23 protein-coding genes are annotated in these 23,251 nt (G+C 72.4%); 5 read left to right on the top strand and 18 right to left on the bottom strand.

The window, feature by feature from the left end:
- Positions 1 to 56 precede the first annotated feature (56 nt).
- The 4 genes from ACQPW6_RS30700 to ACQPW6_RS30685 form a co-directional block, all read right to left on the bottom strand.
- Entirely contained in the window at positions 57 to 1,508 is a 1,452-nt protein-coding gene (locus tag ACQPW6_RS30700) for a sugar porter family MFS transporter (RefSeq protein ID WP_433892952.1), read from the bottom strand.
- 56 nt (positions 1,509 to 1,564) lie between these two features.
- The gene (smc, locus tag ACQPW6_RS30695) at positions 1,565 to 5,161 is read right to left on the bottom strand and encodes a chromosome segregation protein SMC (RefSeq protein WP_433892951.1); all 3,597 of its coding nucleotides are present in this window, start codon (positions 5,159 to 5,161) and stop codon (positions 1,565 to 1,567) included.
- Between the two features lie 191 nt (positions 5,162 to 5,352).
- The gene (locus tag ACQPW6_RS30690; protein WP_433892950.1) at positions 5,353 to 5,556 is read right to left on the bottom strand and encodes a hypothetical protein; all 204 of its coding nucleotides are present in this window, start codon (positions 5,554 to 5,556) and stop codon (positions 5,353 to 5,355) included.
- Between the two features lie 296 nt (positions 5,557 to 5,852).
- Entirely contained in the window at positions 5,853 to 6,134 is a 282-nt protein-coding gene (locus ACQPW6_RS30685) for an acylphosphatase (protein ID WP_433894712.1), read from the bottom strand.
- 113 nt (positions 6,135 to 6,247) lie between these two features.
- On the opposite strand from ACQPW6_RS30685, the gene ACQPW6_RS30680 reads away from it, so the two are divergent.
- Positions 6,248 to 7,168 (top strand): CAP domain-containing protein, encoded by a 921-nt coding sequence (locus ACQPW6_RS30680; protein WP_433892949.1) that lies wholly within the window; start codon positions 6,248 to 6,250, stop codon positions 7,166 to 7,168.
- A 43-nt stretch (positions 7,169 to 7,211) separates the two neighbouring features.
- Positions 7,212 to 7,634 (top strand): winged helix-turn-helix transcriptional regulator, encoded by a 423-nt coding sequence (locus ACQPW6_RS30675; protein ID WP_433892948.1) that lies wholly within the window; start codon positions 7,212 to 7,214, stop codon positions 7,632 to 7,634.
- Here the strand turns inward: ACQPW6_RS30675 and mutM are convergent.
- From mutM to ACQPW6_RS30630, 9 genes are all read right to left on the bottom strand, one after another.
- Positions 7,607 to 8,473 (bottom strand): bifunctional DNA-formamidopyrimidine glycosylase/DNA-(apurinic or apyrimidinic site) lyase, encoded by an 867-nt coding sequence (mutM, locus tag ACQPW6_RS30670; RefSeq protein ID WP_433892947.1) that lies wholly within the window; start codon positions 8,471 to 8,473, stop codon positions 7,607 to 7,609. The two genes, ACQPW6_RS30675 and mutM, sit on opposite strands and share 28 nt — an antisense overlap.
- A gap of 194 nt (positions 8,474 to 8,667) precedes the next feature.
- On the bottom strand, positions 8,668 to 9,408 hold the full coding sequence (rnc, locus tag ACQPW6_RS30665; protein WP_433892946.1) for a ribonuclease III: 741 nt from the start codon (positions 9,406 to 9,408) through the stop codon (positions 8,668 to 8,670).
- 19 nt (positions 9,409 to 9,427) lie between these two features.
- Complete coding sequence (rpmF, locus tag ACQPW6_RS30660; protein WP_069465182.1) at positions 9,428 to 9,601, bottom strand: 50S ribosomal protein L32; 174 nt, start codon at positions 9,599 to 9,601, stop codon at positions 9,428 to 9,430.
- 2 nt (positions 9,602 to 9,603) lie between these two features.
- Positions 9,604 to 10,179 carry a YceD family protein gene (locus tag ACQPW6_RS30655; protein WP_433892945.1) on the bottom strand — a complete coding sequence of 192 codons (576 nt, stop codon included), beginning with the start codon at positions 10,177 to 10,179 and terminating at the stop codon, positions 9,604 to 9,606.
- Between the two features lie 183 nt (positions 10,180 to 10,362).
- On the bottom strand, positions 10,363 to 11,595 hold the full coding sequence (locus ACQPW6_RS30650) for a cell division initiation protein (protein ID WP_433892944.1): 1,233 nt from the start codon (positions 11,593 to 11,595) through the stop codon (positions 10,363 to 10,365).
- Positions 11,596 to 11,605: 10 nt separating this feature from the next.
- Positions 11,606 to 12,085: a pantetheine-phosphate adenylyltransferase gene (gene coaD, locus ACQPW6_RS30645; RefSeq protein ID WP_433892943.1), complete on the bottom strand. Its 480-nt coding sequence runs from the start codon at positions 12,083 to 12,085 to the stop codon at positions 11,606 to 11,608.
- Positions 12,086 to 12,108: 23 nt separating this feature from the next.
- Positions 12,109 to 12,690, bottom strand: a complete 582-nt coding sequence (gene rsmD, locus ACQPW6_RS30640; protein ID WP_433892942.1) for a 16S rRNA (guanine(966)-N(2))-methyltransferase RsmD — start codon at positions 12,688 to 12,690, stop codon at positions 12,109 to 12,111.
- Between the two features lie 21 nt (positions 12,691 to 12,711).
- On the bottom strand, positions 12,712 to 14,919 hold the full coding sequence (gene recG, locus ACQPW6_RS30635; protein ID WP_433892941.1) for an ATP-dependent DNA helicase RecG: 2,208 nt from the start codon (positions 14,917 to 14,919) through the stop codon (positions 12,712 to 12,714).
- An 80-nt stretch (positions 14,920 to 14,999) separates the two neighbouring features.
- A complete protein-coding gene (locus ACQPW6_RS30630; protein WP_433892940.1) occupies positions 15,000 to 16,931 on the bottom strand; it encodes a DAK2 domain-containing protein in 1,932 nt (643 codons plus the stop codon).
- Positions 16,932 to 17,140: 209 nt separating this feature from the next.
- Between ACQPW6_RS30630 and rpmB the strand changes: the two genes are divergently transcribed.
- On the top strand, positions 17,141 to 17,326 hold the full coding sequence (gene rpmB, locus ACQPW6_RS30625; protein WP_093737864.1) for a 50S ribosomal protein L28: 186 nt from the start codon (positions 17,141 to 17,143) through the stop codon (positions 17,324 to 17,326).
- A gap of 148 nt (positions 17,327 to 17,474) precedes the next feature.
- On the opposite strand, the gene thiD is transcribed toward rpmB, so the two are convergent.
- Entirely contained in the window at positions 17,475 to 18,290 is an 816-nt protein-coding gene (thiD, locus tag ACQPW6_RS30620; RefSeq protein ID WP_433894711.1) for a bifunctional hydroxymethylpyrimidine kinase/phosphomethylpyrimidine kinase, read from the bottom strand.
- 13 nt (positions 18,291 to 18,303) lie between these two features.
- Entirely contained in the window at positions 18,304 to 19,269 is a 966-nt protein-coding gene (locus ACQPW6_RS30615; protein WP_433892939.1) for a thiamine-phosphate kinase, read from the bottom strand.
- Positions 19,270 to 19,427: 158 nt separating this feature from the next.
- Here ACQPW6_RS30615 and ACQPW6_RS30610 point away from each other — a divergent pair, with 158 nt between their 5' ends.
- Together ACQPW6_RS30610 and ACQPW6_RS30605 are read left to right on the top strand one after the other, a co-directional pair.
- A complete protein-coding gene (locus tag ACQPW6_RS30610; RefSeq protein ID WP_433892938.1) occupies positions 19,428 to 19,661 on the top strand; it encodes an Lrp/AsnC family transcriptional regulator in 234 nt (77 codons plus the stop codon).
- A 19-nt stretch (positions 19,662 to 19,680) separates the two neighbouring features.
- A complete protein-coding gene (locus tag ACQPW6_RS30605) occupies positions 19,681 to 20,163 on the top strand; it encodes a DUF3515 domain-containing protein (protein WP_433892937.1) in 483 nt (160 codons plus the stop codon).
- A gap of 44 nt (positions 20,164 to 20,207) precedes the next feature.
- Here the strand turns inward: ACQPW6_RS30605 and ACQPW6_RS30600 are convergent, their stop codons facing one another.
- The 3 genes from ACQPW6_RS30600 to ACQPW6_RS30590 are packed head-to-tail and all read right to left on the bottom strand — an operon-like array spanning position 20,208 to position 23,122.
- The gene (locus ACQPW6_RS30600) at positions 20,208 to 21,386 is read right to left on the bottom strand and encodes a D-alanine--D-alanine ligase family protein (protein ID WP_433892936.1); all 1,179 of its coding nucleotides are present in this window, start codon (positions 21,384 to 21,386) and stop codon (positions 20,208 to 20,210) included.
- Between the two features lie 12 nt (positions 21,387 to 21,398).
- Positions 21,399 to 22,400 (bottom strand): NAD(P)H-dependent glycerol-3-phosphate dehydrogenase, encoded by a 1,002-nt coding sequence (locus ACQPW6_RS30595; RefSeq protein ID WP_433892935.1) that lies wholly within the window; start codon positions 22,398 to 22,400, stop codon positions 21,399 to 21,401.
- Positions 22,397 to 23,122: a lysophospholipid acyltransferase family protein gene (locus ACQPW6_RS30590; RefSeq protein ID WP_433892934.1), complete on the bottom strand. Its 726-nt coding sequence runs from the start codon at positions 23,120 to 23,122 to the stop codon at positions 22,397 to 22,399. Before ACQPW6_RS30590 ends, ACQPW6_RS30595 begins: the two co-directional genes overlap by 4 nt.
- Positions 23,123 to 23,251: the final 129 nt, after the last annotated feature.

The raw sequence follows: 23,251 nt of genomic DNA, 5'->3' as shown, positions 1-23,251 counted from the left end.
ACCCGTGGCGTCGCGTCACGGCCTGCGGCGGAGGCGAGAGGGCGGCAAAAAGAGGGCTAGCCCATCTCCTCCAGGGTCTTGCCCTTCGTCTCCTTCACGAACTTCAGGACGAACGGGATCGAGATCAGCGCGAAGCACGTGTAGATCACGTACGTGGCCGACAGGTTCCAGCTCGCCAGGCTCGGGAAGCTCGCGGTGATCGCCCAGTTGGCGATCCACTGGGCCGAGGCGGCCACGCCGAGCGCCGCCGCGCGGATCTTGTTCGGGAACATCTCGCCGAGGAAGACCCAGACCACCACACCCCAGGACAGGGCGAAGAACAGCACGAAGACGTGCGCGGCCACCAGGGCCACCGTGCCCTGCGTGTTCGGCAGCGTCGAGCCGTGCTTGGACGAGAACGCCCACGCCTCCAGGGCCAGGGCCACCGTCATGCCGGACGAGCCGATCAGCGCCAGCGGGCGGCGGCCGATCCGGTCCACGAAGACGATCGCGATCGCCGTACCGATCATGTTCACGATCGAGGTGGTGAACGAGTAGAGGAACGAGCTGCTCGGGTCGATGCCGACAGACTGCCACAGCGTGGACGAGTAGTAGAACGCCACGTTGATGCCGACGAGCTGCTGGAACGCCGAGAGGCCGATGCCGATCCAGACGATCGGCATGAAGCCGAACCGGCCGCCGAGCAGGTCCTTGAAGGACGACTTGTGCTCGCGCTTCATCGCCGTCTCGATCTCGGTGACCCGCTTGTCCAGGTCGACGCTCTTGTCTTCCACGTCGGCCAGCACCTCGCGGGCGGCCTTCTTGCGGCCGACGCTGATCAGGAAGCGCGGGGACTCCGGGATGGCGAACGAGAGCAGGCCGTAGATCACCGCGGGGATGACCATCACGCCCAGCATCAGCTGCCACGCCTCCAGGCCCATGATCTTGCCGCGCTGGTCGTCGTTCGCGCCCTTGAGGATCGCGTAGTTCACCAGCTGCGACACCGCGATGCCGAGCACGATCGCGGCCTGCTGGAAGGAGGCGAGCCGGCCGCGGTAGGCAGGCGGCGACACCTCGGCGATGTAGGCGGGGCCGATGACGGAGGCCATGCCGATCGCGAAGCCGCCGATGATCCGCCAGAAGGCCAGCTCCCACAGCGCGAACGGCAGCGCCGAGCCGACCGCGCTGATCGTGAACATCACCGCGGCGATCTGCATGCAGCGGATCCGGCCGATCCGGTCGGCGATCCGGCCGGCGACGGCGGCGCCGATCGCGCAGCCGATCAGGGCGATCGCGATGACCTGGGCCAGCTCGCCCGACCCGATGTTGTACTTGTCGCGGATCGCCTCGACGGCGCCGTTGATGACGGAGCTGTCGTAGCCGAAGAGGAAGCCGCCCATCGCGGCGGCGGCCGTGATGAAGACGACGTGGCCGAGGTGTTCGGGCGGCGGGGTGTGGTCCGTGCGGCCGGCTGCTGACGCTGTGCTGGTCAAAGTGGTCTCCCCGGGCTCGGCGGTGAGCCCTCGCATGAGGGTCTGGATCCTCCAGTCTTGGCCGGCCGAAGGGTCGCCACCACCAGAGGACGCTAAACGGGTTGCCGCTTGCCCTCGCGCAGCCGCTGGCTGATCACCTTGGAGACTCCGTCGCCCTGCATGGACACGCCGTACAGCGCGTCGGCGACCTCCATCGTCCGCTTCTGGTGCGTGATGACGATCAGCTGCGAGCTCTCCTGCAGCTCTTCCATGATCCGGATGAGCCGCTGGAGGTTGGTGTCGTCCAGCGCGGCCTCGACCTCGTCCATCACGTAGAACGGGCTCGGCCGTGCCTTGAAGATCGACACCAGCATCGCCACCGCGGTCAGCGAGCGCTCGCCTCCCGACAGGAGCGACAACCGTTTGACCTTCTTCCCGGGCGGCCTCGCCTCAACCTCCACACCTGTGGTGAGCATGTTGTCGGGGTCGGTGAGCAGCAGCCGGCCCTCCCCACCTGGGAAAAGCCGCGAGAAGACGCCCTCGAACTGGCGGGCGGTGTCGTGGAAGGCCGCGGTGAACACCTGCTCGACCCGCTCGTCGACGTCCTTGATCACCTGGAGCAGGTCGGCCCTGGTCTTGCGCAGGTCCTCCAGCTGCTCGGTGAGGAACTTGTGCCGCTCCTCCAGGGCCGCGAACTCCTCAAGGGCCAGCGGGTTGACCTTGCCGAGCTGGGCGTACGCCTTCTCCGCCGCCTTCAGCCGCTTCTCCTGCTCGGGGCGGCGGTAGGGGCGGGGCTGGTTGCGCGGGTCCTCCGGGTCCTCCGGCAGGATCTCCCCCTCGGCCGGCGGGGAGGGGGCGACCAGCTGGTCGGGGCCGTACTCGGCGACCAGGCCGGCCGGCTCCATGCCGTGCTCTTCGAGCGCCCTGGATTCCAGCTGCTCGATCCGCAGCCGCTTCTCGGCGCCCAGCACCTCGCCCTTGTGCACGTCGCCGGTGAGCCGGTCGAGCTCGCCCTTCAGGTCGCGGCCGCGGTGCCGCTCCTGGCCGAGTTCGGCCTCGCGCTCGGACCTGGCCTGCTCGGCCGCGGTGCGCTCGGCGTCGGCGCGGGCCAGCGAGACCTGGACACAGTCGAGCAGCCCGCGGGCGCCGGCCAGCACGGCGGCGGCGACGGACGCCTCGTAGGCCAGCCTTGACCTGCGCCGCTCGGCCCTGACCCTGGTCTCCCGCTCGGCGCGGGCCGCACGGTCCAGGCCGTCGGCCCGGCCGGCCAGGCCCTTGACCCGCTCCTCGTGGGTACGCAGCTGGAGCCGCGCCTCCATCTCGGTCTGCCGGGCGTTGGCGCCGTCGGCGGCGAGCCGGTCGCGGACGTGGGTGTCGGGCTCCTCCTCGCCGGGGGCCTCCTCGGCCTCGCTGAGCCGGTACGACAGCTCCTCCAGCTCCTCGCGGGCCGCCGCCAGCGCCTCCTGCGACCGTCCGACGGCCGCGGCGGCCCGGTCGGCCTCGCCCGCGGCGGCCCTGGCCTGGCCGCCGAACCTGCCGAGCTGCTGGGCGACCGACGACTTCTCCTTGTCCGCGGCACGCCGGCGCCGGGTCAGCTCCTCCACCGAGCCGGCCGCGGCGGCCCGCCGCTCCTTGGCCTGCCCCTGCTCGTCGGCCAGGCCCGCGCACCGCACTTCGAGCTCGGCCAACTCCGCGGCGGCCTCGTCCACGGCAGCCTGCACCTCCAGCAGACTGGGCGCCCCGGCCGACCCGCCCTGCGCGCTGTGCGCGGCAAGCACGTCCCCCTCAGCGGTGACCGCGGTCAGCGCGGGATGCCTGGCGACCAGCGCTTCGGCCTCGGCGAGCGACCCGACGACGACGGTCCCGCGCAGCAGCCGGCCGACGGCGGGCAGCAGCTCGGGGTCGGCGGCGACCAGGTCGACGGCGTAACGGGCCCCGTCGGGGAGTGCGGGGGCAGGGCCGTCCTGAGGCACGTCGTCCTCCGGGGTGTTCGCCAGGATCAGGGCTGCGCGGCCTGCGTCGTCCTTGCGGAGCAGGCGCAGTGCCTCGGCTGCCGCGGCCGGGCCGGTGACGGCTACCGCGTCGGCGGCGGCGCCGAGGGCGGCGGCCAGCGGGATCTCGTAGCCGGGGGTGACGCGCAGGAGTGCGGCGGCGGAGCCGAGGACGCCGGCCATCCGGTCGTGCGGGCCGCTGCCGAGGAGGGCGCCGCTGCCGTCCTTGCGGCGCAGCGACGGGGCCAGGGCGTCGCGGCGGGCGGCGACGGCGGCGCGGCGGCGTTCGGCGGCGGTGGCCGCCTCCCGGGCGGCGCTGAACGCCTCCTCGGCGGCGGCCTGTTCCGCGCGGGCCGTCTCGAAGCGCTGCTCCAGCTCGGAGTCGTCCGCCTCCAGGCCCTCGACCTGCGCGCGCAGCTCCTCGTACTCCTCCTGCGCGGACTCGGCGCGCTCCCTGGCCTCGTCGCGGGCCGCGGCCAGCCGGCCGATCTCGGCCTCGGCGGAGGCGGCACGAGAGCGGGCCGCGTTGACCTGGCCGTGCAGCCGGGCCAGGCCCTCGCGGCGGTCGGCGATGGCGCGGGCGACGGACTTGAGCCGGTTCTCCTCGTCCGACAGCCGCCGCTCCAGCTCGGCGCGGTGGTCCACGGTGTCGTCCAGGGCGCGCTGCGCGGCCTCCAGCGCCTCGGTCAGCTCCGCCTCCTGCTCGCGGATCCTGGCCGCCTCCCGCTCCATGTCCTCCGGGTCGCGGCCCCGGCGCTCCTCGGCGGGCTGGCTGCTGGCGTGCCGGTGCCGCTGCTCGGCCAGGCTGATGGTGCCGCGCACCCGCTCGGTGAGCTGGGACAGCTCGTACCAGGTGGACTGCGCCTCGGCCAGCCGCGGCGACAGCTCCCGCACCTGCTCCTCAAGGCGCGCTTCGCGCTGCACGGCGGCGGCCAGCTCGGCGGCCACCGCCTCCTTGCGCTCCTTGAGCGCGGCCTCGTCGGCGACCTCGGCGCTCAGCGCCTCCCGCAGCGTGACCAGGTCGTCGGCGAGCAGCCGCAGCCGGGAGTCGCGCAGGTCGGCCTGGATGACGGCGGCCCGCCGCGCGACCTGGGCCTGCCGGCCGAGCGGCTTGAGCTGGCGGCGCAGCTCACCGGTGAGGTCGGTGACCCGGGCCAGGTTCGCCTGCATGGCGTCCAGCTTCCGCAGCGCCTTCTCCTTGCGCTTGCGGTGCTTGAGGACGCCGGCGGCCTCCTCGATGAAGGCCCGGCGGCCCATCGGGTCGGCGTGCAGGACCGAGTCGAGCTGGCCCTGTCCGACGATGACGTGCATCTCGCGGCCGATGCCGGAGTCCGACAGCAGCTCCTGGATGTCCAGCAGCCGGCAGGTGTCGCCGTTGAGCTGGTACTCGCTGCCGCCGTTGCGGAACATGATCCGGGTGATCGTCACCTCGGCGTACTCGATCGGCAGCACACCGTCGGAGTTGTCGATGGTCAGCGACACCTCGGCCCGGCCGAGCGGCGGCCGCCCGGTGGTGCCGGCGAAGATGACGTCCTCCATCTTGCCGCCGCGCAGCGACTTCGCGCCCTGCTCACCCATGACCCAGGACAGGGCGTCCACCACATTGGACTTGCCCGACCCGTTGGGGCCGACGACGCAGGTGATTCCGGGTTCGAAGCGGAGCGTCGTCGCCGAGGCGAAGGACTTGAAGCCGCGCAGCGTGAGGCTCTTGAGATGCACGCCGATCGACTCTACTAGCCGCCTGCGGTTTCACCAGCGAATGTGCCGGGCACATCAGACGGTAGACAGCGGTCATGGCCGGTGTGACAGGGCCGGACGGCCGGTGGAGACAGGGGAAGGGCGGCACAACGAAGGGACGCCGAAGCGTCCCTCGCGGATCATGCGGTGATGCTGGTGGTGCGGGTGTCGCCTTACGCGAGCGCGGGCTCTGCGTGAGCGACGTCGATACTGCTGAGCAGCGACTCTTCATGCGATGCGACAGTCAGCGCGTCGTTCTGGGCCTGCATCCGTACGAGCTCGGATTCCAGGTCCTGAATACGCTGCTGGAGCCTTCGCATCTCGGCGAGAAGTCGCGGGTCGGGGCCGCCGACGTAACCGAGAAGCGCCTTTGCCATGATTGATGGTCCTCCACGCTGAGTGACCGACCGAGAGCGGTAGGGTCGTGGGTGAGGGGTACACACCCGCACAGGTTGTATGCCGTGACCTCCGCATAGCACTCTGTGGAGTCACGATGCGCGGGGCTTCCAGAGTCTCACCAAATCACGGACCGGTCAACACGATCACAGCCCAGTCACCGGGTCTGCCTCAGAAATCACGGCGTTGAACGCGCGCGGGCTGCCCGAGTGGCGTCGAGATCATCCTCGATGGGGGCAGCCTGACACGGCATCCGGCATATGGCAACCAGTTGTGCTCAACGGATTTCAAATCCCTCATAGCCCCCACGCGGCTCGCCCCAGATCTCGGTGACGCCGTCCACCCTGCCGGGCGTGTCGCCGTGCCGCAGCCAGTCGAGCAGCCGTTCGCAGCGCTCCCGCGGCCCCTCGGCCACCACCTGGACCCGGCCGTCGCCCAGATTGCCCGCGTAACCGGCCATGCCGCCGATCTCCAGCGCCGTCGCCCTGGTCCACCAGCGGAACCCGACTCCCTGCACCCGGCCGCGCACCCAGCCGGTGAGCCGGACATTTTCCTCCATGTGGGCGTTCATGCGGGCACGCTATCCCCCCGGTTCCGCCGGTGGCACGCCGACCACGGGCGGTATTCGCTACAGTCGCCCCCCAACAGGACTTCACCCGTTCGGGTTAAGCCATGGAGCAGTGGAGGATGCAGCGGATGGGCCGTCACAGCCGTCACGCGCAACCGGCAGCACCGCAGGCGGGTCCCCGCGGCCATCGCGGGCGCCGCCGGCACCACCCGGTCCGCACCGGGCTGCTGGTCTCGTCCGCGGCGATGGCGGCGGGCGCGGTGGCCATGTCCTCCGGGCTGCTCTCCGGGATGCCCGACGGGCTGCCGCATCTGAACGGCGACCCGAACCGCACGCAGGCGGACGGCACCGGCACCCCGATCACCCCGGGCAGCGACCAGCCGTCGCCGCTGGGCGGCAGCACCTCACCGGCGGGCACGCCGAGCAGCGGCCCGTCCGGCTCGCCGACGGCCACCGGGCCCGGCCGCGGCACCCCGAGCGCGACGCCGCACACGACGAAGGCCAAGCCGAAGAGCACCACCACCATCAGCCCGGCCGGCACGCCCACGCCGACCCGCACCACCGCGGCCCCGACCACTCCGGTGACCAGCAAGGCGCCACCGCCCACCACCGCGCCGGCCCCCACCCAGACGGTCAGCACCGACTCCACCAGCGCCACCCGGGCGGCGATCCTCTCCCTGGTGAACACCCAGCGCGCCTCGGCCGGCTGCTCCCCGCTGACCGCCGACCCCAGCCTCGACAAGCTCGCCCAGGCGTTCAGCGACGACATGGCCGCCCGCGGCTTCTTCGACCACACCGACCCCGACGGCCACACCCCCTGGGACCGGGCGAAGGCGCTGGGCATCACCAACCTCGGCGGCGAGAACATAGCCCGCGGCCAGGCCGACGCGGCAGCGGTCATGGACGCCTGGATGAACAGCCCCGGCCACCGCGCGAACATCCTCAACTGCGACTACAAGACCCTGGGCGTCGGCATCCACTTCGGCACCGGCGGCCCCTGGTGGACCCAGGACTTCGGCTTCTGAGCGCGCTAACTTATCGAAAGCTTGTGGCGGGTACGCTGGGGGCATGAGCGCAGTCACCAGGCAGGACGGCGGGGGCTGTCCCGCGGCGGACGGTCGGGATCGCGCGTATGACGTCTTCGAGCGGGACTGCCCGTCCAGGGGGACGCTGGAGCATGTCACCGGGCGGTGGGGTGCGCTGACGCTCACCGCGCTGCGCGAGGACACGCTGCGGTTCAACGAGCTGCGCCGGCGGGTGAGCGGGGTCAGCGAGAAGATGCTGTCCCAGACGCTGCACGCGCTGGAGCGCGACGGGCTGGTGCTCAGGGACGCCCGGCCGACGAACCCGCCGCACGTCGAGTACCGGCTCACCCCGGCCGGCGGTGAGATCGCCGACCAGCTGCTGGCCCTCATCGAGTTGGTCGAGGCCCGGATGCCCGAGGTGCTCGCGGCGCGGTCCGGTTACGACGCGGAGCGCGGCACCGGCTGACAGCGCGGGCAGAAGTAGCTGGAGCGGTTCATCCACGGCCGGCGGCGGATCGGCGTGCCGCAGCGGCGGCAGGGCTGGTCCTCGCGGCCGTACGCGTCCAGCGACCGGTCGAAGTAGCCGGACTGGCCGTTGACGTTCACATACAGGCTGTCGAAGCTGGTGCCGCCGGCGGCCAGCGCGTCGGTCATCACCTCGCGGATGTGCGTGACCAGTTCGGCGGTACGGGGACGGGTCAGGGCGGCGGTCGGCCGCTCGTAGTGCAGCCGGGTGCGCCACAGCGCCTCGTCGGCGTAGATGTTGCCGACGCCGCTGATCAGCGACTGGTCGAGCAGCGCGCGCTTGATGGTGGTGCGCTTGCGGCGCAGCGCCGCGTGGAAGGCGTCCTCGTCGAACTCCGGGTCGAGCGGGTCGCGGGCGATGTGCGCGAGGGTCAGCGGGAGGCCGTCGGGGGCGCCCGGCACCGTGGGGTGCAGGGAGAGGCCGCCGAAGGTGCGCTGGTCGACGAAGCGGAGTTCGGTTCCCTCGGAGTCGGCGAAGGTGAGGCGGACGCGGAGGTGGGGTTCGGCGGGGGCCGTGGTGGGCTGGATGAGGAGCTGGCCGCTCATGCCCAGGTGGCCGACCAGGGAGAGGTCGTCTGCGACGGGCAGCCAGAGGTACTTGCCGCGGCGGTGGGCCTCGCCCAGCGCGGCGCCGCGCAGGGCGTTCGCGAAGTCGGCTTCGCCTGCCGTGTGGCGGCGGATCGCTCTCGCGTGGAGGACGGTGGCGTCGGCCACGGTGCGCCCGGTCACCCACCGGGCCAACCCCCGGCGCACGACCTCGACCTCGGGTAGCTCCGGCACGTCCCCTTCTCTCTCCCGCCCACCCGCCCCACGTCCTCAAACGCCGGACGGGCTCTTCCCCACCCACCCGCCCTGTTGTCCTCAAACGCCGGACGGGCTGAAAAGTCGCCTCAATCGCCGGCGGGGCTATAAATAGCCCCGCCGGCGATTGAGGCGAAAAGCTCAGCCCCGCCGGCGCTGAGGACGAATCCCGGCTAGCTCGCCGCCGAGGCGGAGGCCGCGTGGATGGAGCGCCAGGCGGCCTCGGCCGCTTGCTGCTCCGCTTCCTTCTTGCTGCGGCCGGTGCCGGTGCCGTACTCGACACCACCGACGCGGGCGGCAGCCGTGAAGGTCTTCTCGTGGTCGGGGCCGGACTCGGTGACCACGTACTCGGGGACGCCGAGCGACTCCGCCGCGGTGAGTTCCTGGAGGCTGGTCTTCCAGTCCAGGCCCGCACCGAGGTTGGAGGACTTCTCGATCAGCGGGTCGAAGAGCCGGTGGACGAGTTCCGAGGCGGCGCCGAGCCCCTGGTCGAGATAGACCGCGCCGATGACCGCCTCGAGGGTGTCCGCCAGGATCGACGCCTTGTCCCGGCCGCCGGTGCCCTCCTCGCCGCGGCCCAGGCTGATGAACGCGCCCAGGTCGAGCCCGCGGCTCACGCCCGCCAGGGCGCGTGAGTTGACCACCGCGGCCCGCAGTTTGGCCAGTTGGCCTTCCGGCAGGTCGGGGTGGATGCGGTAGAGGGTGTCGGTGACCACCAGGCCGAGCACGGAGTCCCCGAGGAACTCCAGCCGCTCGTTGGTGGGCAGCCCGCCGTTCTCGTACGCGTACGAGCGGTGGGTCAGCGCACGCACCAGAAGGGCGGGCTCGAGGTGGTACCCGAGCCGCCCTTCCAGAAGCGTGTGGGACAAGGCCGTGTCCGCCGGGGCCTTCTGCGGCGCCGATGCGTCTGACATGGAGCCTGTCACCTGCCGATCAGACCTCGAGGACCTGACGGCGGTTGTAGGTGCCGCAGCTCGGGCACGCGATGTGCTGGAGCTTCGGCTCGTGGCAGCGCTCGCACGCCACCAGGCTCACGGGCGCAGCCTTCCACTGCGAACGGCGGTGGCGCGTGTTGCTGCGCGACATCTTCCGCTTCGGAACAGCCACGGCTACTTCTCCTGGTTCTCGTCGGCGCCCTGGTCGGCGCCGCTCTGGGGCTTCAGATCCTTCAAGGCCGCCCACCGGATGTCGGTGACCTCATGACGGTGGTCCGGGTCGTCGGCGAGCCGGGCGCCGCATTCGGCGCACAGGCCCGCACAGTCGTCCTGGCACACCGGCTGCATGGGCAGTGCGAGCACCACCGCGTCCCGCAGCACGGGTTCGAGGTCGAGCAGGTCGTCCTCTAGTACGAGCGTGTCCTCATCCTCGGCGTCGTCCCCGGCTTCGTCCTTGCGGGCGGTCCGGGTGTCGGCGTCGGGGTAGGAGAACATCTCCTGGAACTCCGCGTCGAGCTCGCGCTCGATCGGCTCCAGACACCTTACGCACTCCCCCGTGAGCGGTGCATGGGCGGTGCCGGTGACCAGCACACCCTCCATGACCGACTCCAAGCGGAGGTCCAGCTCGACGGTGACGCCCTCCGGCACCCCGATGACCTCGGCGAGGCCGAGGTCCTTGGGGGCCGGCACCGAGCGGGAGACCTTGTGCATCGCGCCAGGACGACGACCCAGCTCATGCGTGTCGAACACGAGCGGGGCACGGTGGTCGAGGCGGGTGTTCAGGGCTTCCTGCTTTCATCGGTACGGCCGGCCCGGATTCCCTTGCGGGTGGGCAGGCAGAAGCGCCGGCGATTCACACGGCTGGAACTGACAGGATACTGGACGCGGAGCCCCCGCCCAAACAGAGCCGTGGCGGCCCCGGGCGGGGAGCGGTCAGCGGCCCTGCTCCAGTTCCCGCAGCCGGTTGAGGTCGATCATCCCGGTGTCGAAGAAGCTGGTCTCGTCGAGCGCCGCGGGCTGCTGCTGCGGGTAGGCCGGCTGCTGCTGGGGGTCCTGCGGGTACGGCTGCGGCTGCGGGGCGTACTGCTGCTGCTCGTAGCCCTGCTGCTGGTAGTCGTAGCCGGCGCCCTGCTGCTGGTCGGAGTAGCCCTGCTGCTGCGGCACCTGCCCGTACGGGTCGGGGTAGCCGTCCTGCTGGGCGTACTCCTGCTGGTAGCCGTCCTGCTGGTAGCCCTCGCCCTGGTATCCGCCCTGCTGCGGGTAGCCGTCCTGCTGGTCCTGCTGCGGGTAGCCGTAGGCGGCCTCGGCGCCGACCGGCGCTTGCGGCGGCAGTGGCTGCGGGGCGACGGCCGGGTCGTAGCCGTACTGCGACAGGTCGGCCTGCTCGGGGGCGGCCGGCGCGGCGAGTCCTGCCAGGTAGTCGGCGTCGCTCTGCCGGTGCGGGTGCTGCCCGCCGAGCGGCTGCTCGCCGGTGCCGTCGGCGGCGTCCTGGGCGGCCATCGCGGCGGCCAGGTCGTCGATCGGGTTGTGCCCGGTCAGCTTGAGCCGGCCGCGGCCGACGGCCTCCAGGGTCTTGCTGAGCACGGCCTCGAAGGCGCCGAGCTTGGTGTCCACGTACTCGTCGGCCCGGCGGCGCAGGGTCTCCGGGTCGGTGCTGCGCTCCGGGGCGTCCGGGTCGTCCTCGGCGTACTCCTGCTCGAAGCCCTGGTCGTAGCCGTTTGGGTCGCGGCCGAGCAGCTTCTCCCGGCCGCGGTCGACCGAGCCGATGGTCTTGGTGAGGACCACCTCGAAGTTGGCCAGCTTGCTGTCGACGTAGTCGTCGGCCTCGGCGCGGATCTCGTCGGCCTCGCGGCGGGCCTCGGCGACGATCCGCTCGGCCTCGTCCTGCGACTGCCGGGCGACCTGGGTGTCGGAGACCATCGAGCCGCGTTCGGCGTGTGCGGACTCGATGATCCGCTGCGCCTCGGTCCTGGCCTCGTGCACCATCTGCTCCCGGTCGCCGAGCAGCGCCTGGGCCTGGGAGAGGGAGTCGGGGAGCGCGGCGGAGACCTCGTCGAGCATGGCCAGCAGATCGGCCCGGTTCACCACGCAGGAGGCCGACATCGGCATGGACCGGGCGTTCGCAATGGCGGCCGCGATCTCATCGAGCTTCTTCTGGACGTCCACGACGCGAAGCCTACTGCTGCTTGAGTCTGGCGTTGAGTGCGTCGAGCACCGGAGCCGGCACCAAGTGCGAGATGTCACCGCCCCATTGGGCGACTTCCTTCACAAGGCTGGAGGACAGGAAGCTGTAGGCGGGGTTGGTGGGCACGAAGAGCGTCTCCACACCGGACAGCCCGATGTTCATCTGCGCCATCTGCAGCTCGTAGTCGAAGTCGCTGACCGCCCGCAGGCCCTTGACGATGGCGGGGATGTCGCGCTGCTTGCAGAAGTCCACCAGCAGGCCGTGGAAGGACTCGACCACGACGTTGCCCAGCTCGGCGGTGACCTCCTCGATGAGGGCGATCCGCTCCGCGATGTCGAACAGGCCCTTCTTGGACTGGTTGATCATCACGGCCACGTGCACGGTGTCGTACAGCCGGGAGGCGCGGGCGATGATGTCGAGGTGTCCGTTGGTGACGGGGTCGAAGGACCCCGGACAGACTGCGCGGCGCAAGACTGGCTCCTCGCTCTCTGAGCTCATGACCCGGCGGTAACCTGGGCGGCGCGACCGTACCAAAGAGTCGCCTCGCCGTACCGCCGCGAACGCAGTGCGGTGAAGCCCTCGGGCCAGCCGAACTCGCCGCCTCTGGTCCTGCGCTCCACGGTGACCAGGGCTCCTGCCGCCAGCCAGTGGTCGGTCAGGAGTGTGAGCAGGATCTCGCCGAGCCCGGCGTCGGCCACGTCGTAGGGCGGGTCGAGGAAGACCACGTCGTACGGCTGCGCGGGCGCGGGTCCGGCGACGACCTTCTCGGCCCGGCCCGAGCGCACCTCGGCGCCCGGCAGGCCGAGCGCGGCCACGTTCTCCCGTACGGTCCTGGCGGCCCGCGGCTCGGCCTCCACCAGCAGGACGTGCGCGGCGCCGCGGGACAGCGCCTCAAGGCCGACCGCGCCGGAACCGGCGTAGAGGTCGATCACCCGGGAGCCCTCAAGGCTGCCGCGCAGCGAGGACCAGGTGGAGAACAGCCCCTCCTTGGCCCGGTCGGAGGTCGGGCGGGTGCCGGTGCCCGGCGGCACGGCGAGCCGCCTTCCCCCGGCGGCTCCGGCGATCACACGGGTCATGAGCGGCTCACGCGGAAAACCCTACCCCTTGTCCAGGTACTCCTCGCGGTCCGCGTCCAGCAGGCTCTCCAGGGCGCTGCGCAGGTCGGGGTGCCCGTCGAGCTCGGGGTCGGCCCGCACCACCGCGGTGGCCTCGTCGCGCGCCTCGACGATGACCTCCTCGTCGTCCATCACCGTCAGCATCCGCAGACTGGACCGGCTGCCGGACTGGGCTTGGCCCAGCACGTCGCCCTCCCGGCGCTGTTCGAGGTCGATCCTGGACAGCTCGAAGCCGTCGAGGGTCGCGGCCACCGCGTCGAGCCGGCCGCGCGCCGGGCTCGCCTCGGGGGCCTCGGACACCAGCAGGCACAGCCCGGGCGCCGAGCCGCGGCCGACCCGGCCGCGCAGCTGGTGCAGCTGCGAGACGCCGAACCGGTCGGCGTCCATGATCACCATGACGGTGGCGTTCGGCACGTTGACCCCGACCTCGATCACGGTGGTGGCCACCAGCACGTCCACCTCTCCCGCGGTGAACCGCCGCATCACGTCGTCCTTGGCGTCGGGCGCCATCCGGCCGTGCAGCACCTCGACCCGCAAGCCCAGCAGCGGCCCGGAGGTGAGCTGCTCGGCGACGTCGAGCACGGCCAGCGGCGGCCGGCGCTCGGCGTCGTCCGGCTTCTTCCTGCCGTCCTCCTCGTCGCCGATCCGCGGGCACACCACATACGCCTGGTGGCCGCCCTCGGCCTCCTCGCGGACCCGCTCCCAGGCCCGCTCCAGGAAGCGCGGCTTCTCCGCGGCCGGTACGACATGGCTGGCGATCGGCGACCGGCCGGCCGGCAGCTGGTCGAGCACCGAGGTCTCCAGGTCGCCGAAGACCGTCATGGCCACCGTCCGCGGGATCGGGGTGGCCGTCATCACCAGCAGGTGCGGCGGCTGCTGCCCCTTGGCGCGCAGCGCGTCCCGCTGCTCCACGCCGAAGCGGTGCTGCTCGTCGACCACGACCAGGCCGAGGTCGTGGAACTTCACCTTGTCCTCGATCAGGGCGTGGGTGCCGATCACGATGCCGGCGTCGCCGCTGACCAGGTCGAGCAGCGCCTGCCGGCGGGCGGGGGTGCCCATGGAGCCGGTCAGCAGCACCACCTTGGTGCCGATGTCGGCGCCGCCGAGCATGCCGGCCTGCGCCAGGTCGCCCATCATCTCGGTGATGCTGCGGTGGTGCTGCTGGGCCAGCACCTCGGTCGGCGCGAGCATCGCCGCCTGGCCGCCGGCGTCGACCACGGCGAGCATCGCGCGCAGCGCGACCAGGGTCTTGCCGGAGCCGACCTCGCCCTGGAGCAGCCGGTGCATCGGGTGGTCGGTGGCCAGCTCGGCGAAGATCTCCGCGGTCACCTTCTGCTGGCCCTCGGTGAGGGTGAACGGCAGCCGTGCGTCGAACGCGGACAGCAGGCCGTCGGCGGACGGGCGGCGCGGGACGGCGGGCAGCGCGGAGTCGTCGGCCCGGCGGCGGGCCAGCGCGACCTGGAGGACGAACGCCTCGTCCCACTTCAGCCGGCGGCGCGCGTGGTCGAGGTCGGCCTTGGTGGACGGCCGGTGGATCTTCTCCAGCGCCTGCGGCAGCGGCAGCAGGCCGCGGCTGGCCCGCAGCGCGTCCGGCAGCGGCTCCCCCACGCCCGACCAGCCGGTGGCCGCGAGCGAGTTCAGCGCGGTGTCCACGGCCTGGGCGATCTTCCAGGAGGTGATCTGCTTGCACGCCGGATACAGCGGGATCAGCCGGCCCGCGAAGGCGTCGGCGGCCTCCGCGGCCTCCCTGCCGTCGTCGGCGTCCAGCAACTGGTAGTCGGGGTGGGCCAGTTGGCGGGTGCGATTGAAGACCGACACCTTGCCGGAGAACATCCCGCGGCGGCCGGGGATCAGCCGGTGGGCGTGCGCGTGGGCCGCCTTGCTGAAGAACACCAGGGTCAGCGAGCCGCTGCCGTCGGTGACCACGACCTCGAGGCGTACGCCGGAGCCGCCGCCGTAGGTCCGCTTGTCGGCCTTGGCGATCTGCGCGACCACGGTCACGTGCTCGTCGAGCGGCAGGTCCGCGAGCCGGGTCAGCTCGCCGCGCTCGGCGTAGCGCCGCGGGTAGTGGTGCAGCAGGTCGCCTGTGCTGCGCAGGCCGAGATGCTCGCCGAGTACCTTCGCGGTGCGATCGCCGACGAGCTTGCGCAGAGGTTCGTCCAACGGGTTGGACGTCGTGTCACTGGACATCGGTCCCCATCCTCGCGCACCCCTCGGACATTTCCCCGGCTCCCCCGGCGGCCAGCGAGCCGACGGCTGCTCCCGCGCGGCTACTCCACGCCGATCAGCAGCCGGCAGAAGCGCTGGCCGCCGTCGTAGACCACCGTGTCCACCGCCAGGTGGTGGTCGCGGACGTGGGACTCGATCCGGGGCGCCAGGTCGGGCGGGGCGTCCGCGCCCAGGACCAGGGTGACCAGCTCGCCGCCGGCGGCCAGCATCCGGTCGAGCACGGTGGCCGCGGTGGCCTCCAGGCCGCCGCCGATCACGGCCACGTCGCCGTCGATCAGGCCGAGCACGTCGCCGGCCTGGCAGATGCCGACCGTGGTCCACGACTCGTACTCGGCGACGGTGAGTTCCGCGTAGCGGGTGGCGCCGGCCGCGGACGTCATCGCGACCACGTCCTCGTCGAAGCGGCGGCTCGGCTCGTGCACGGCGAGCGCGGCCAGGCCCTGCACCGCGGAGCGGGTCGGGATCAGCGCGACCCGGACGCCGTCCGCGCGGGCCTGCTCCATGGCGGCGCCGGCCGCGTGCCGCAGCTCGGCGTCGTTGGGCAGCAGGACGACCTGCCGGGCGCCGGCCCGCCGGATGGCCGCGGCGATCTCGCCGCTGGCCGGCTGCTCGCCGGGGCGCACGGCCACCACCAGGGCGCCGGCCTGCGCGCACAGGTCGGCGAGCCCCTCGCCGCGGACGAGGACGACGACCGCGGTCTCGCCCGGGGCGCCGCCGCGCGGTGCCTGCGAGGACCGGTCGGTCCCGGCGGTCTGCTGCCCGAAGTGGGTGACCCGGATCCGGTACGGCCGGCCGGCCTCGATGCCCGCCTCGATCGCGGCGCCGACGTCGTCGACGTGCACATGGACGTGCCACAGCCCGTCGCCGCCGACGATGACCAGCGAGTCGCCGAGCGCGTCGAGCCGGTGCCGCAGCGGCGCGACGGCCGCGTCGGCCCCTTCGAGCAGGAAGATCACCTCGAACGCGGGCCCGTCGGGATCAGCCCCGTCCTCGGGGCAGAAGTCGCCCTCGGCGGACAGGACTTCGGACGTGACGGGTGCGGCGGCCGGCGGGCCCGCCGGCCCAGGACCGGAGGTCGCGTCCCCGGGGGCGCCGAGCGGGACCGGGCCGGCGATCCCGCCCGGACCGGCGGACTCCGCGCCGGACGGCCGCACGGATGCCGGGCGAAACGGCTCACCGGCTGACGGCCCGGCCGTCGGTTCCGGGCCGGCGGACACCGCGCCTGACCTCCGCGCGGCCGTGTCGGCTGCCTGCCGCTCGGCGGATGACGTGCTCGGCGGCCGGGCGTCGGCCAGCGGGCCCATCGGGGTGTCGCCGGTCACCGCGTCAGCCAGGGCGGCGAGGACGGCCACCAGGCCGAGGCCGCCCGCGTCCACCACGCCGGCCTTGCGCAGGGCGGCCAGCTGGCCGGGGGTGGCCGCCAGGGCGGCCCCCGCGCCGCTGTGCGCGGCGCGGGCCACCTCCGCGAGGCCGCCGGCCACCGCCTCGGCGGCGTCCGCCGCCCCGGTGGCGACGCTGAGCATGGTGCCCTCCACCGGGCGGGCCACCGCCTCGTAGGCGGACTCGGCGGCGACCCGCAGCGCCCGCCGCAGACCGGCCGCGGAGACGTCCCCCGGCCCGTCTCCAAGCCCGTTGCCGTCGGCGGCCAGCACGTCTCTCATGCCGCGCAGCAGCTGCGCCAGGATCGTGCCGGAGTTGCCGCGCGCGCCGATCAGGGCGCCGTGCGACATCGCGCGGAACGCCTCGGGGAGCGTCGGCCGGCTGCCGCCGGCGGCGGAGGTGCCGTGCGCGTCGAAGACCGCCTCGACGGCCTGGGCCGCGGACTCCACGGTGAGGTAGAGGTTCGTGCCGGTGTCACCGTCGGCGACGGGATAGACGTTGATCGCGTCGATCTCCTCGCGGGCCCTGCCGAGCGCCTGGAGGGCGAGTCGGCACCATGCGCGCACCGCGGGAGCGTCGAGCGAGGGCGGCAACAGGTCCTCCTGCGGGACACCGGAAACGGGGGGCTGCTGCTGCTGAGCGTAGTCGTGAGGCCGGTCACGGGCGCCGCCGGTCCGGGCGGGAGAGGGGCCGGACCATGGTAGTTTCGTTGTACGGGAGCGGTCGTTGTATGCTGCTCCGGTTGTCCGGGGCTCTCCCGGACTTTTCATCGTAAGTGCATCTGAAGTCTTTGGAGTGTCCCGTGGCTGCCAACTGCGACGTCTGCGGCAAGGGGCCGGGCTTCGGCAACAGCATTTCCCACTCGCACCGCCGTACCCCGCGTCGTTGGAACCCCAACATTCAGCGGGTGCGTGCGGTCGTCGGGAAGACGCCGAAGCGGCTCAACGTCTGCACCTCGTGCATCAAGGCCGGCAAGGTCACGCGCTGACGCCTGCGGCGCGTTTGTCGTAGCTCGTCGTAGCAGTGCAGCCTTGCGGCTACTCGAAGCCGGTCCACCTCGCGGTGGGCCGGTTTTTCGTGCTGCCCCGATGACGCCCGCCGCCTGTCCCGATGATGCCCGCGGCCGTCGTTCCGGCTCAGCGGGTGCGCCAGCCGTGGTCCACCGGGCCGATGCCCGCGCCGAGCGGGAAGCCGGCCTCGATCGCGCCGGTCACGTACTCCTTGGCCAGGCCGACCGCCGCCGGCACGTCCCGGCCGAGCGCCAGCTGACTGGCGACCGCGCTCGCCAGGGTGCAGCCGGTGCCGTGGGTGTGCCGGTTGTCCCGCCGCGGGGCGCGGTACCAGTGCTCGTGCCGGCCGTCGGAGAGCAGGTCGACGGCCTGCGGTGAGCGGCCGCCGGCGAGGTGGCCGCCCTTGATCAGGGCCCAGCGCGGGCCGAGCGCGAGCACCGCGGCCGCGGCGGCCCGCATGTCCTCCTCGGTTTCCACCACCAGCCCGGTGAGCCGGCTGACCTCGTCCAGGTTGGGGGTGGCGACGGTGGCCAGCGGCAGCAGCCGCTCCCGTACGGTCGCCAGCGCCTCGGCCGTCAGCAGCGCGTCGCCGTGCTTGGAGACGCCCACCGGGTCCACCACCACCGGGACGGCCGGGTCGAGTTCGGCCAGCAGGCCGGCGACCGTGCCGGCCAGCGCGGCCGAGGACAGCATGCCGGTCTTGACGGCCTGCACCCCGATGTCGCCGGCCACGGCGTGGAACTGGGCGCGGACGGCCTCCTCCGGCAGTTCCCAGGCGCCCCGCACGCCCAGCGAGTTCTGCGCGGTGACGGCGGTGAGCACGCTCATGCCGTGCACGCCGAGCGCCAGCATCGTCTTCAGGTCGGCCTGGATGCCGGCCCCGCCGCCGGAGTCGGAGCCGGCGATGGTGAGCACCCGGGCGGGGGCCGCGCCGGGGCTCACCGCGGGCACCCGCTCACGCCTCCTCCGGGCCGAAGTGGTCCCAGCCGGCCGACTTCTCCCAGGGCGCGCCGTCGACCGTGACCTGGGGGTTGCGGCCGGCCTTGGTGACCGAGCCGATCACCCGCCAGCGGGCGGGGAGTTTCACGTCCGGCGGGAAGACGGCGACGATCGCATGGTCCTCGCCGCCGGTGAGCACCCAGTGCAGCGGGTCCACCCCGACGGCCTGGCCGATGTCCGACATCTGGGCGGGGACGTCCACATCGGCGGAGCGCACGTCGATGTCCACCGAGCTGGCGGCGGCGATGTGGCCGAGGTCGGCGACCAGGCCGTCGCTGACGTCGGTCATGGCGTGGGCGCCGAGGTCGGCCGCGGCCGGGCCCGCGTGGTACGGGGGTTCGGGGCGCCGGTGGGCCTCGACGAAGGCGCGCGGCGAGCGGAAGCCGCGGGTGAGCACGGCAAGGCCGGCCGCCGACCAGCCCAGCCAGCCGGCCACGGCGACGATGTCACCGGGCCGCGCCCCCGATCGGGTGACCGGCGTGCGGTCGCGCAGGTCGCCGAGCGCGGTCACGGCGACGGTGATGGTGTCGCCGCGTACGACGTCGCCGCCGACCACGGCCGCGCCCGCCACCTGGCACTCGTCGCGGATGCCGTCCATCAGCTCCACCGGCCAGGTGGCGGGGAGTTCGGCGGGCACCACGAGGGCGAGCAGGACGGCGGTGGGCACCGCGCCCATGGCGGCGATGTCCGCCAGGTTCTGCGCCGCGGCCTTGCGGCCCACGTCGTAGGCGGTGGACCAGTCGCGGCGGAAGTGCCGTCCTTCGATGAGTACGTCGGTGGTGGCCACCACGCGGCGGTCGGGCGCGGCGACCACGGCCGCGTCGTCACCGGGGCCGATCTTCACCGCGGGGGTCGAGGTGAGCCGGGCGGTCAGTTCCCTGATCAGCCCGAACTCCCCCAACTCGCCCACAGTCCCCTTCATCTCATCGTCCCCTTCAGTGTCGGCGTCAGCCGGTTCCGCTGCGTGTTTCCGGTCAATACGGGGGCCAGGTACCGCGCGGGTCTCCCCGATGCGCGCGGCGACGCGATAACGTGGCGTCCCCCTTCCCACATGATCCTCGAAGCCGCCCTGGAGGTTCCGTGGTACAGGCCTACATCCTGATCCAGACCGAGGTCGGCAAGGCCTCGGCAGTAGCGGAGGTGATTTCCAAGATCGACGGAGTCATCCAGGCCGAGGACGTCACGGGCCCTTATGACGTCATCGTCCGGGCCCAGGCCGACACGGTCGACGAACTCGGCCGCATGGTGGTCGCCAAGGTCCAGCAAGCGGACGGCATCACCCGCACTCTCACCTGTCCCGTCGTCCATATCTAGCCCCCACTATGCTCATCCGGTGAGGTTCTCCCGCCGGGTCGTGCTGATATCCGTGTCCGCCGTCGCGTGCTTGTCCGCGGCGGCGGTCTACACGTTCGCCCCCGGTAGCGACGACAAGATCGCCGTACCGGTTCCTGACGCGAAGGTCGCCACCATGTGCCGCGCGCTGCACGCGGAACTTCCCGCCAAGGTGAACGGGCTCTCGCGGCATGATCTCAAGCCGCGTTCCGACCTGATCGCCGGGTGGGGGAATCCGGCGATCGTACTGCGCTGCGGGGTGCCGCGACCGGCGATCGACCTCGATCCGAACGCGGACGCCGTCGACGTGGACGGGGTGAGCTGGTCCTTCGACCGGCTCGGCAACGGCTCGGCGCGGCTGACCACCACACTGCGCATGGCGTACGTCGAGGTGACGCTGCCCAAGAAGCGGGCCACGGACGTCTATCCGCTGACCGATCTGGCCGGTGCGGTCAAGCACACGATCCCGGAGGGGATCGCCTGAGCGGTCCTCCGGGATCGTGGGTGGACGCGGCGGCCCCGGCGGGGTCAGCGCAGGCCGGTGGTGCGGCGCAGCGCCGCCTGGATCAGCAGGTCGACCAGCTCCGGGTAGCTGACGCCGGTCTCCTGCCACATCCGCGGGTACATCGAGATCGGCGTGAAGCCGGGCATGGTGTTGATCTCGTTGATCACGAACTCGCCGCTGTCGAGCAGGAAGAAGTCGGCCCGCACCAGGCCCTCGCAGGAGGCCGCGTCGAACGCCTCGACGGCCAGCCTGCGCACCTCGGCGGTCTGCTCCTCGGTGAGGGGGGCGGGCACGATGCCCTCGGCGGAGTCGATGTACTTCGCCTCGAAGTCGTAGAACGAGTGGTCGGTGACCGGCGGGATCTCGGCGGGCAGCGAGGCGCGCGGGCCGTCCTCGAACTCCAGCACCCCGCACTCGATCTCCCGGCCGCGCAGCAGCGACTCGACGATGACCTTGGGGTCGTGCTGCCTGGCCTCGATGATCGCCGCGTCCAGGCCCTCGGGGCCGTCGACCTTGCTGATGCCGATCGAGGAGCCGGCCCTGGCGGGCTTCACGAACAGCGGCCAGCCGTGCTCGGCGGCGAAGACCAGCACCTTGTCGCGGGCGGCGTCCCGGTCGCGGTCCCAGTCACGCGGGCGGATCACCGTGTAGGGGCCGACGGCCAGGCCGAAGGAGGTGAAGATCCGCTTCATGTACTCCTTGTCCATGCCGACGGCGGAGGCCAGCACGCCCGCGCCGACGTACGGGACGCCGGAGAGTTCCAGCAGGCCCTGGAGTGTGCCGTCCTCGCCGTAGGGGCCGTGCAGCAGCGGGAAGACCACGTCGACCTCGCCGAGCGCCTTGGGCACGGCGCCCGCCTCGGTGTAGACGACCTCGCGGCTGGCCGGGTCGACCGGCAGCACCACGGCGCCGTCCTGGTCGGTGACCTGCTCCACGGTGGGCATCTTGCGGTCCGCGATCGCCATCCGCGCCGGGTCGTCGGCGGTCAGCGCCCAGCGGCCCTCGGTGGTGATGCCGATCGGCAGTACGTCGTACTTGTCCCGGTCGATCGCGCTGAGCAGGCTGGCCGCGGTGACCACGGACACGCCGTGCTCGGAGCTGCGCCCGCCGAAGACGACGGCCACTCTCGGCTTGCGCCGGTAGCTCTGCCGCTGCGGGCTGCCGTGCGGTTCGGGACTCTGGGGAGTTGGCAGGGTGCTCATGTCGCGTTGACCCTACCGCTCCGCCTTCGCGGAGCGTGACATCAACTCCTGCAAAGCCACGATCGGCGGTTTGCCGTTGTGCACGATGTCCACCACGGTCTCGGTGATCGGCATGACCACGCCGTGCCGGCGGGCCAGATCGGCCACCGACTCGCAGGACTTGACGCCCTCGGCGGTCTGGCTGGTCACCGCCATGGTCTCGGCCAGGCTCATGCCGCGGCCCAGGTTGGTGCCGAAGGTGTGGTTGCGGGACAGCGGCGAGGAGCAGGTGGCGACCAGGTCGCCCATGCCGGCCAGCCCGGCGAACGTGTGCGGGTCGGCGCCCATGGCCAGGCCCAGCCGGGTGGTCTCGGCCAGGCCGCGGGTGATCAGCGACGCCTTGGTGTTGTCGCCCAGGCCCATGCCGTCGGCGATGCCGACCGCGAGCCCGATCACGTTCTTCACCGCGCCGCCCAGCTCGCAGCCGACCACGTCGGTGTTGGTGTACGGGCGGAAGTACGGGGTGTGGCAGGCGGCCTGGATGCGGCGGCCGACCTCCTCGTCACGGCAGGCGACGACGGAGGCGGCGGGCTGCCGGTCGGCGATCTCCGCGGCGAGGTTGGGACCCGACAGCGCGGCGACCCGGTCCGGGCCGGCCTTGGCGACCTCCTCGATGACCTCGCTCATCAGCTTGGCGGTGCCGAGCTCGACGCCCTTCATCAGGCTGACCAGCACCGCGTCCGGGCGCAGCAGCGGCGCCCAGTCGGCGAGGTTGTCCCGCAGGGTCTGCGAGGGGACGGTGAGGAAGACCAGTTCGGCGTGCCGGGCGGCCTCGGCGGGGTCGGCGGTGGCGGTGACGGCGGCGGGCAGTTCGAGGCCGGGGAAGTACTCCGGGTTGTGCCGGGTGGCGTTGATGGCGTCCACCACGCCGGGCCTGCGGCCCCACAGCGACACCTCGCAGCCGGCGTCGGCCAGCACCATCGCGAAGGCGGTGCCCCAGGATCCGGTGCCGTAGACCGCGCAGCGGGCGGTCACTGGCCCTCCTTGGCCCGGCGGGCGGCGCGCGGGTCGTACAGCTGCCCGGGGGCGGGCTCGCCGCGCAGTTCGGCGAGCAGCCGGGTGACCGCCATCATGATCGTGTCGGTGGCCGAGCGCAGCACCTCGGCGGTGGGCTCCTGGCCGTAGTACGCGCTCAGGTCCACCGGCGGGCCGACCAGCACGTGGTGCGTCTTGCGCGGCAGCAGCCGGGGCTTCTTCGCGTACGGCGGCAGCAGTTCGTTGGCGCCCCACTGGGCGATCGGGATGACCGGGGCCTTGGTGAGCAGGGCGACCCGGGCGACACCGGTCTTCGACGTCATCGGCCACATGTCGGGGTCCCTGGTGAGGGTGCCCTCGGGGTAGAACACCACGCACTCGCCGTCGTTGACCGCGGCGACGGCCGCGCGGAACGCGGTGGCGGCGTCGGTGGAGGCGCGGAACACCGGGATCTGGCCGGTGCCGCGCATCACGGTGCCGACGAAGGGCGGCTTGAACAGGCCGGACTTCGCCAGGAAACGGGGGATACGGCCGGTGTTGTACTGGAAATGCGCGTACGCGAACGGATCCACGTGCGAGTTGTGGTTGACCGCGGTGAGGAATCCGCCCTCGGCCGGAATGTGCTCGATTCCGCGCCAATCGCGCTTGAGCAGCACAATGAGCGGCGGTTTCGCGATGACGGCCGCCAGGCGGTACCAGAAGCCGATTCTGCGGCGTGACACCCGGACTCCTCTTCGTTGCGACGGCGCCGCACAAGTCTCGCGGCAAAGGACACGTTAACGCCAGAGGTTCACCCGCCCGGGGGCACCCGTGTCCCCCGGCCCGGCCGGCGCGGCCCCCGGCTCGATGGC

It is taken from the genome of Streptomyces sp. CA-111067 (genome assembly GCF_050956065.1).
Classification (GTDB): domain Bacteria; phylum Actinomycetota; class Actinomycetes; order Streptomycetales; family Streptomycetaceae; genus Actinacidiphila.
This window is presented reverse-complemented; position numbering and strand designations above follow the sequence as displayed.

Excerpts from the sequence above, each read along its gene's own strand:
- ACQPW6_RS30700 (WP_433892952.1), bottom strand. The coding sequence starts at position 1,508 with ATGCGAGGGCTCACCGCCGAGCCCGGGGAGACCACTTTGACCAGCACA.
- ACQPW6_RS30690 (WP_433892950.1), bottom strand. The coding sequence starts at position 5,556 with ATGGCAAAGGCGCTTCTCGGTTACGTCGGCGGCCCCGACCCGCGACTT.
- ACQPW6_RS30685 (WP_433894712.1), bottom strand. The coding sequence starts at position 6,134 with ATGGAGGAAAATGTCCGGCTCACCGGCTGGGTGCGCGGCCGGGTGCAG.
- ACQPW6_RS30680 (WP_433892949.1), top strand. The coding sequence starts at position 6,248 with ATGGAGCAGTGGAGGATGCAGCGGATGGGCCGTCACAGCCGTCACGCG.
- ACQPW6_RS30675 (WP_433892948.1), top strand. The coding sequence starts at position 7,212 with ATGAGCGCAGTCACCAGGCAGGACGGCGGGGGCTGTCCCGCGGCGGAC.
- rnc (WP_433892946.1), bottom strand. The coding sequence starts at position 9,408 with ATGTCAGACGCATCGGCGCCGCAGAAGGCCCCGGCGGACACGGCCTTG.
- rsmD (WP_433892942.1), bottom strand. The coding sequence starts at position 12,690 with ATGACCCGTGTGATCGCCGGAGCCGCCGGGGGAAGGCGGCTCGCCGTG.
- recG (WP_433892941.1), bottom strand. The coding sequence starts at position 14,919 with ATGTCCAGTGACACGACGTCCAACCCGTTGGACGAACCTCTGCGCAAG.
- ACQPW6_RS30615 (WP_433892939.1), bottom strand. The coding sequence starts at position 19,269 with ATGAAGGGGACTGTGGGCGAGTTGGGGGAGTTCGGGCTGATCAGGGAA.
- ACQPW6_RS30600 (WP_433892936.1), bottom strand. The coding sequence starts at position 21,386 with ATGAGCACCCTGCCAACTCCCCAGAGTCCCGAACCGCACGGCAGCCCG.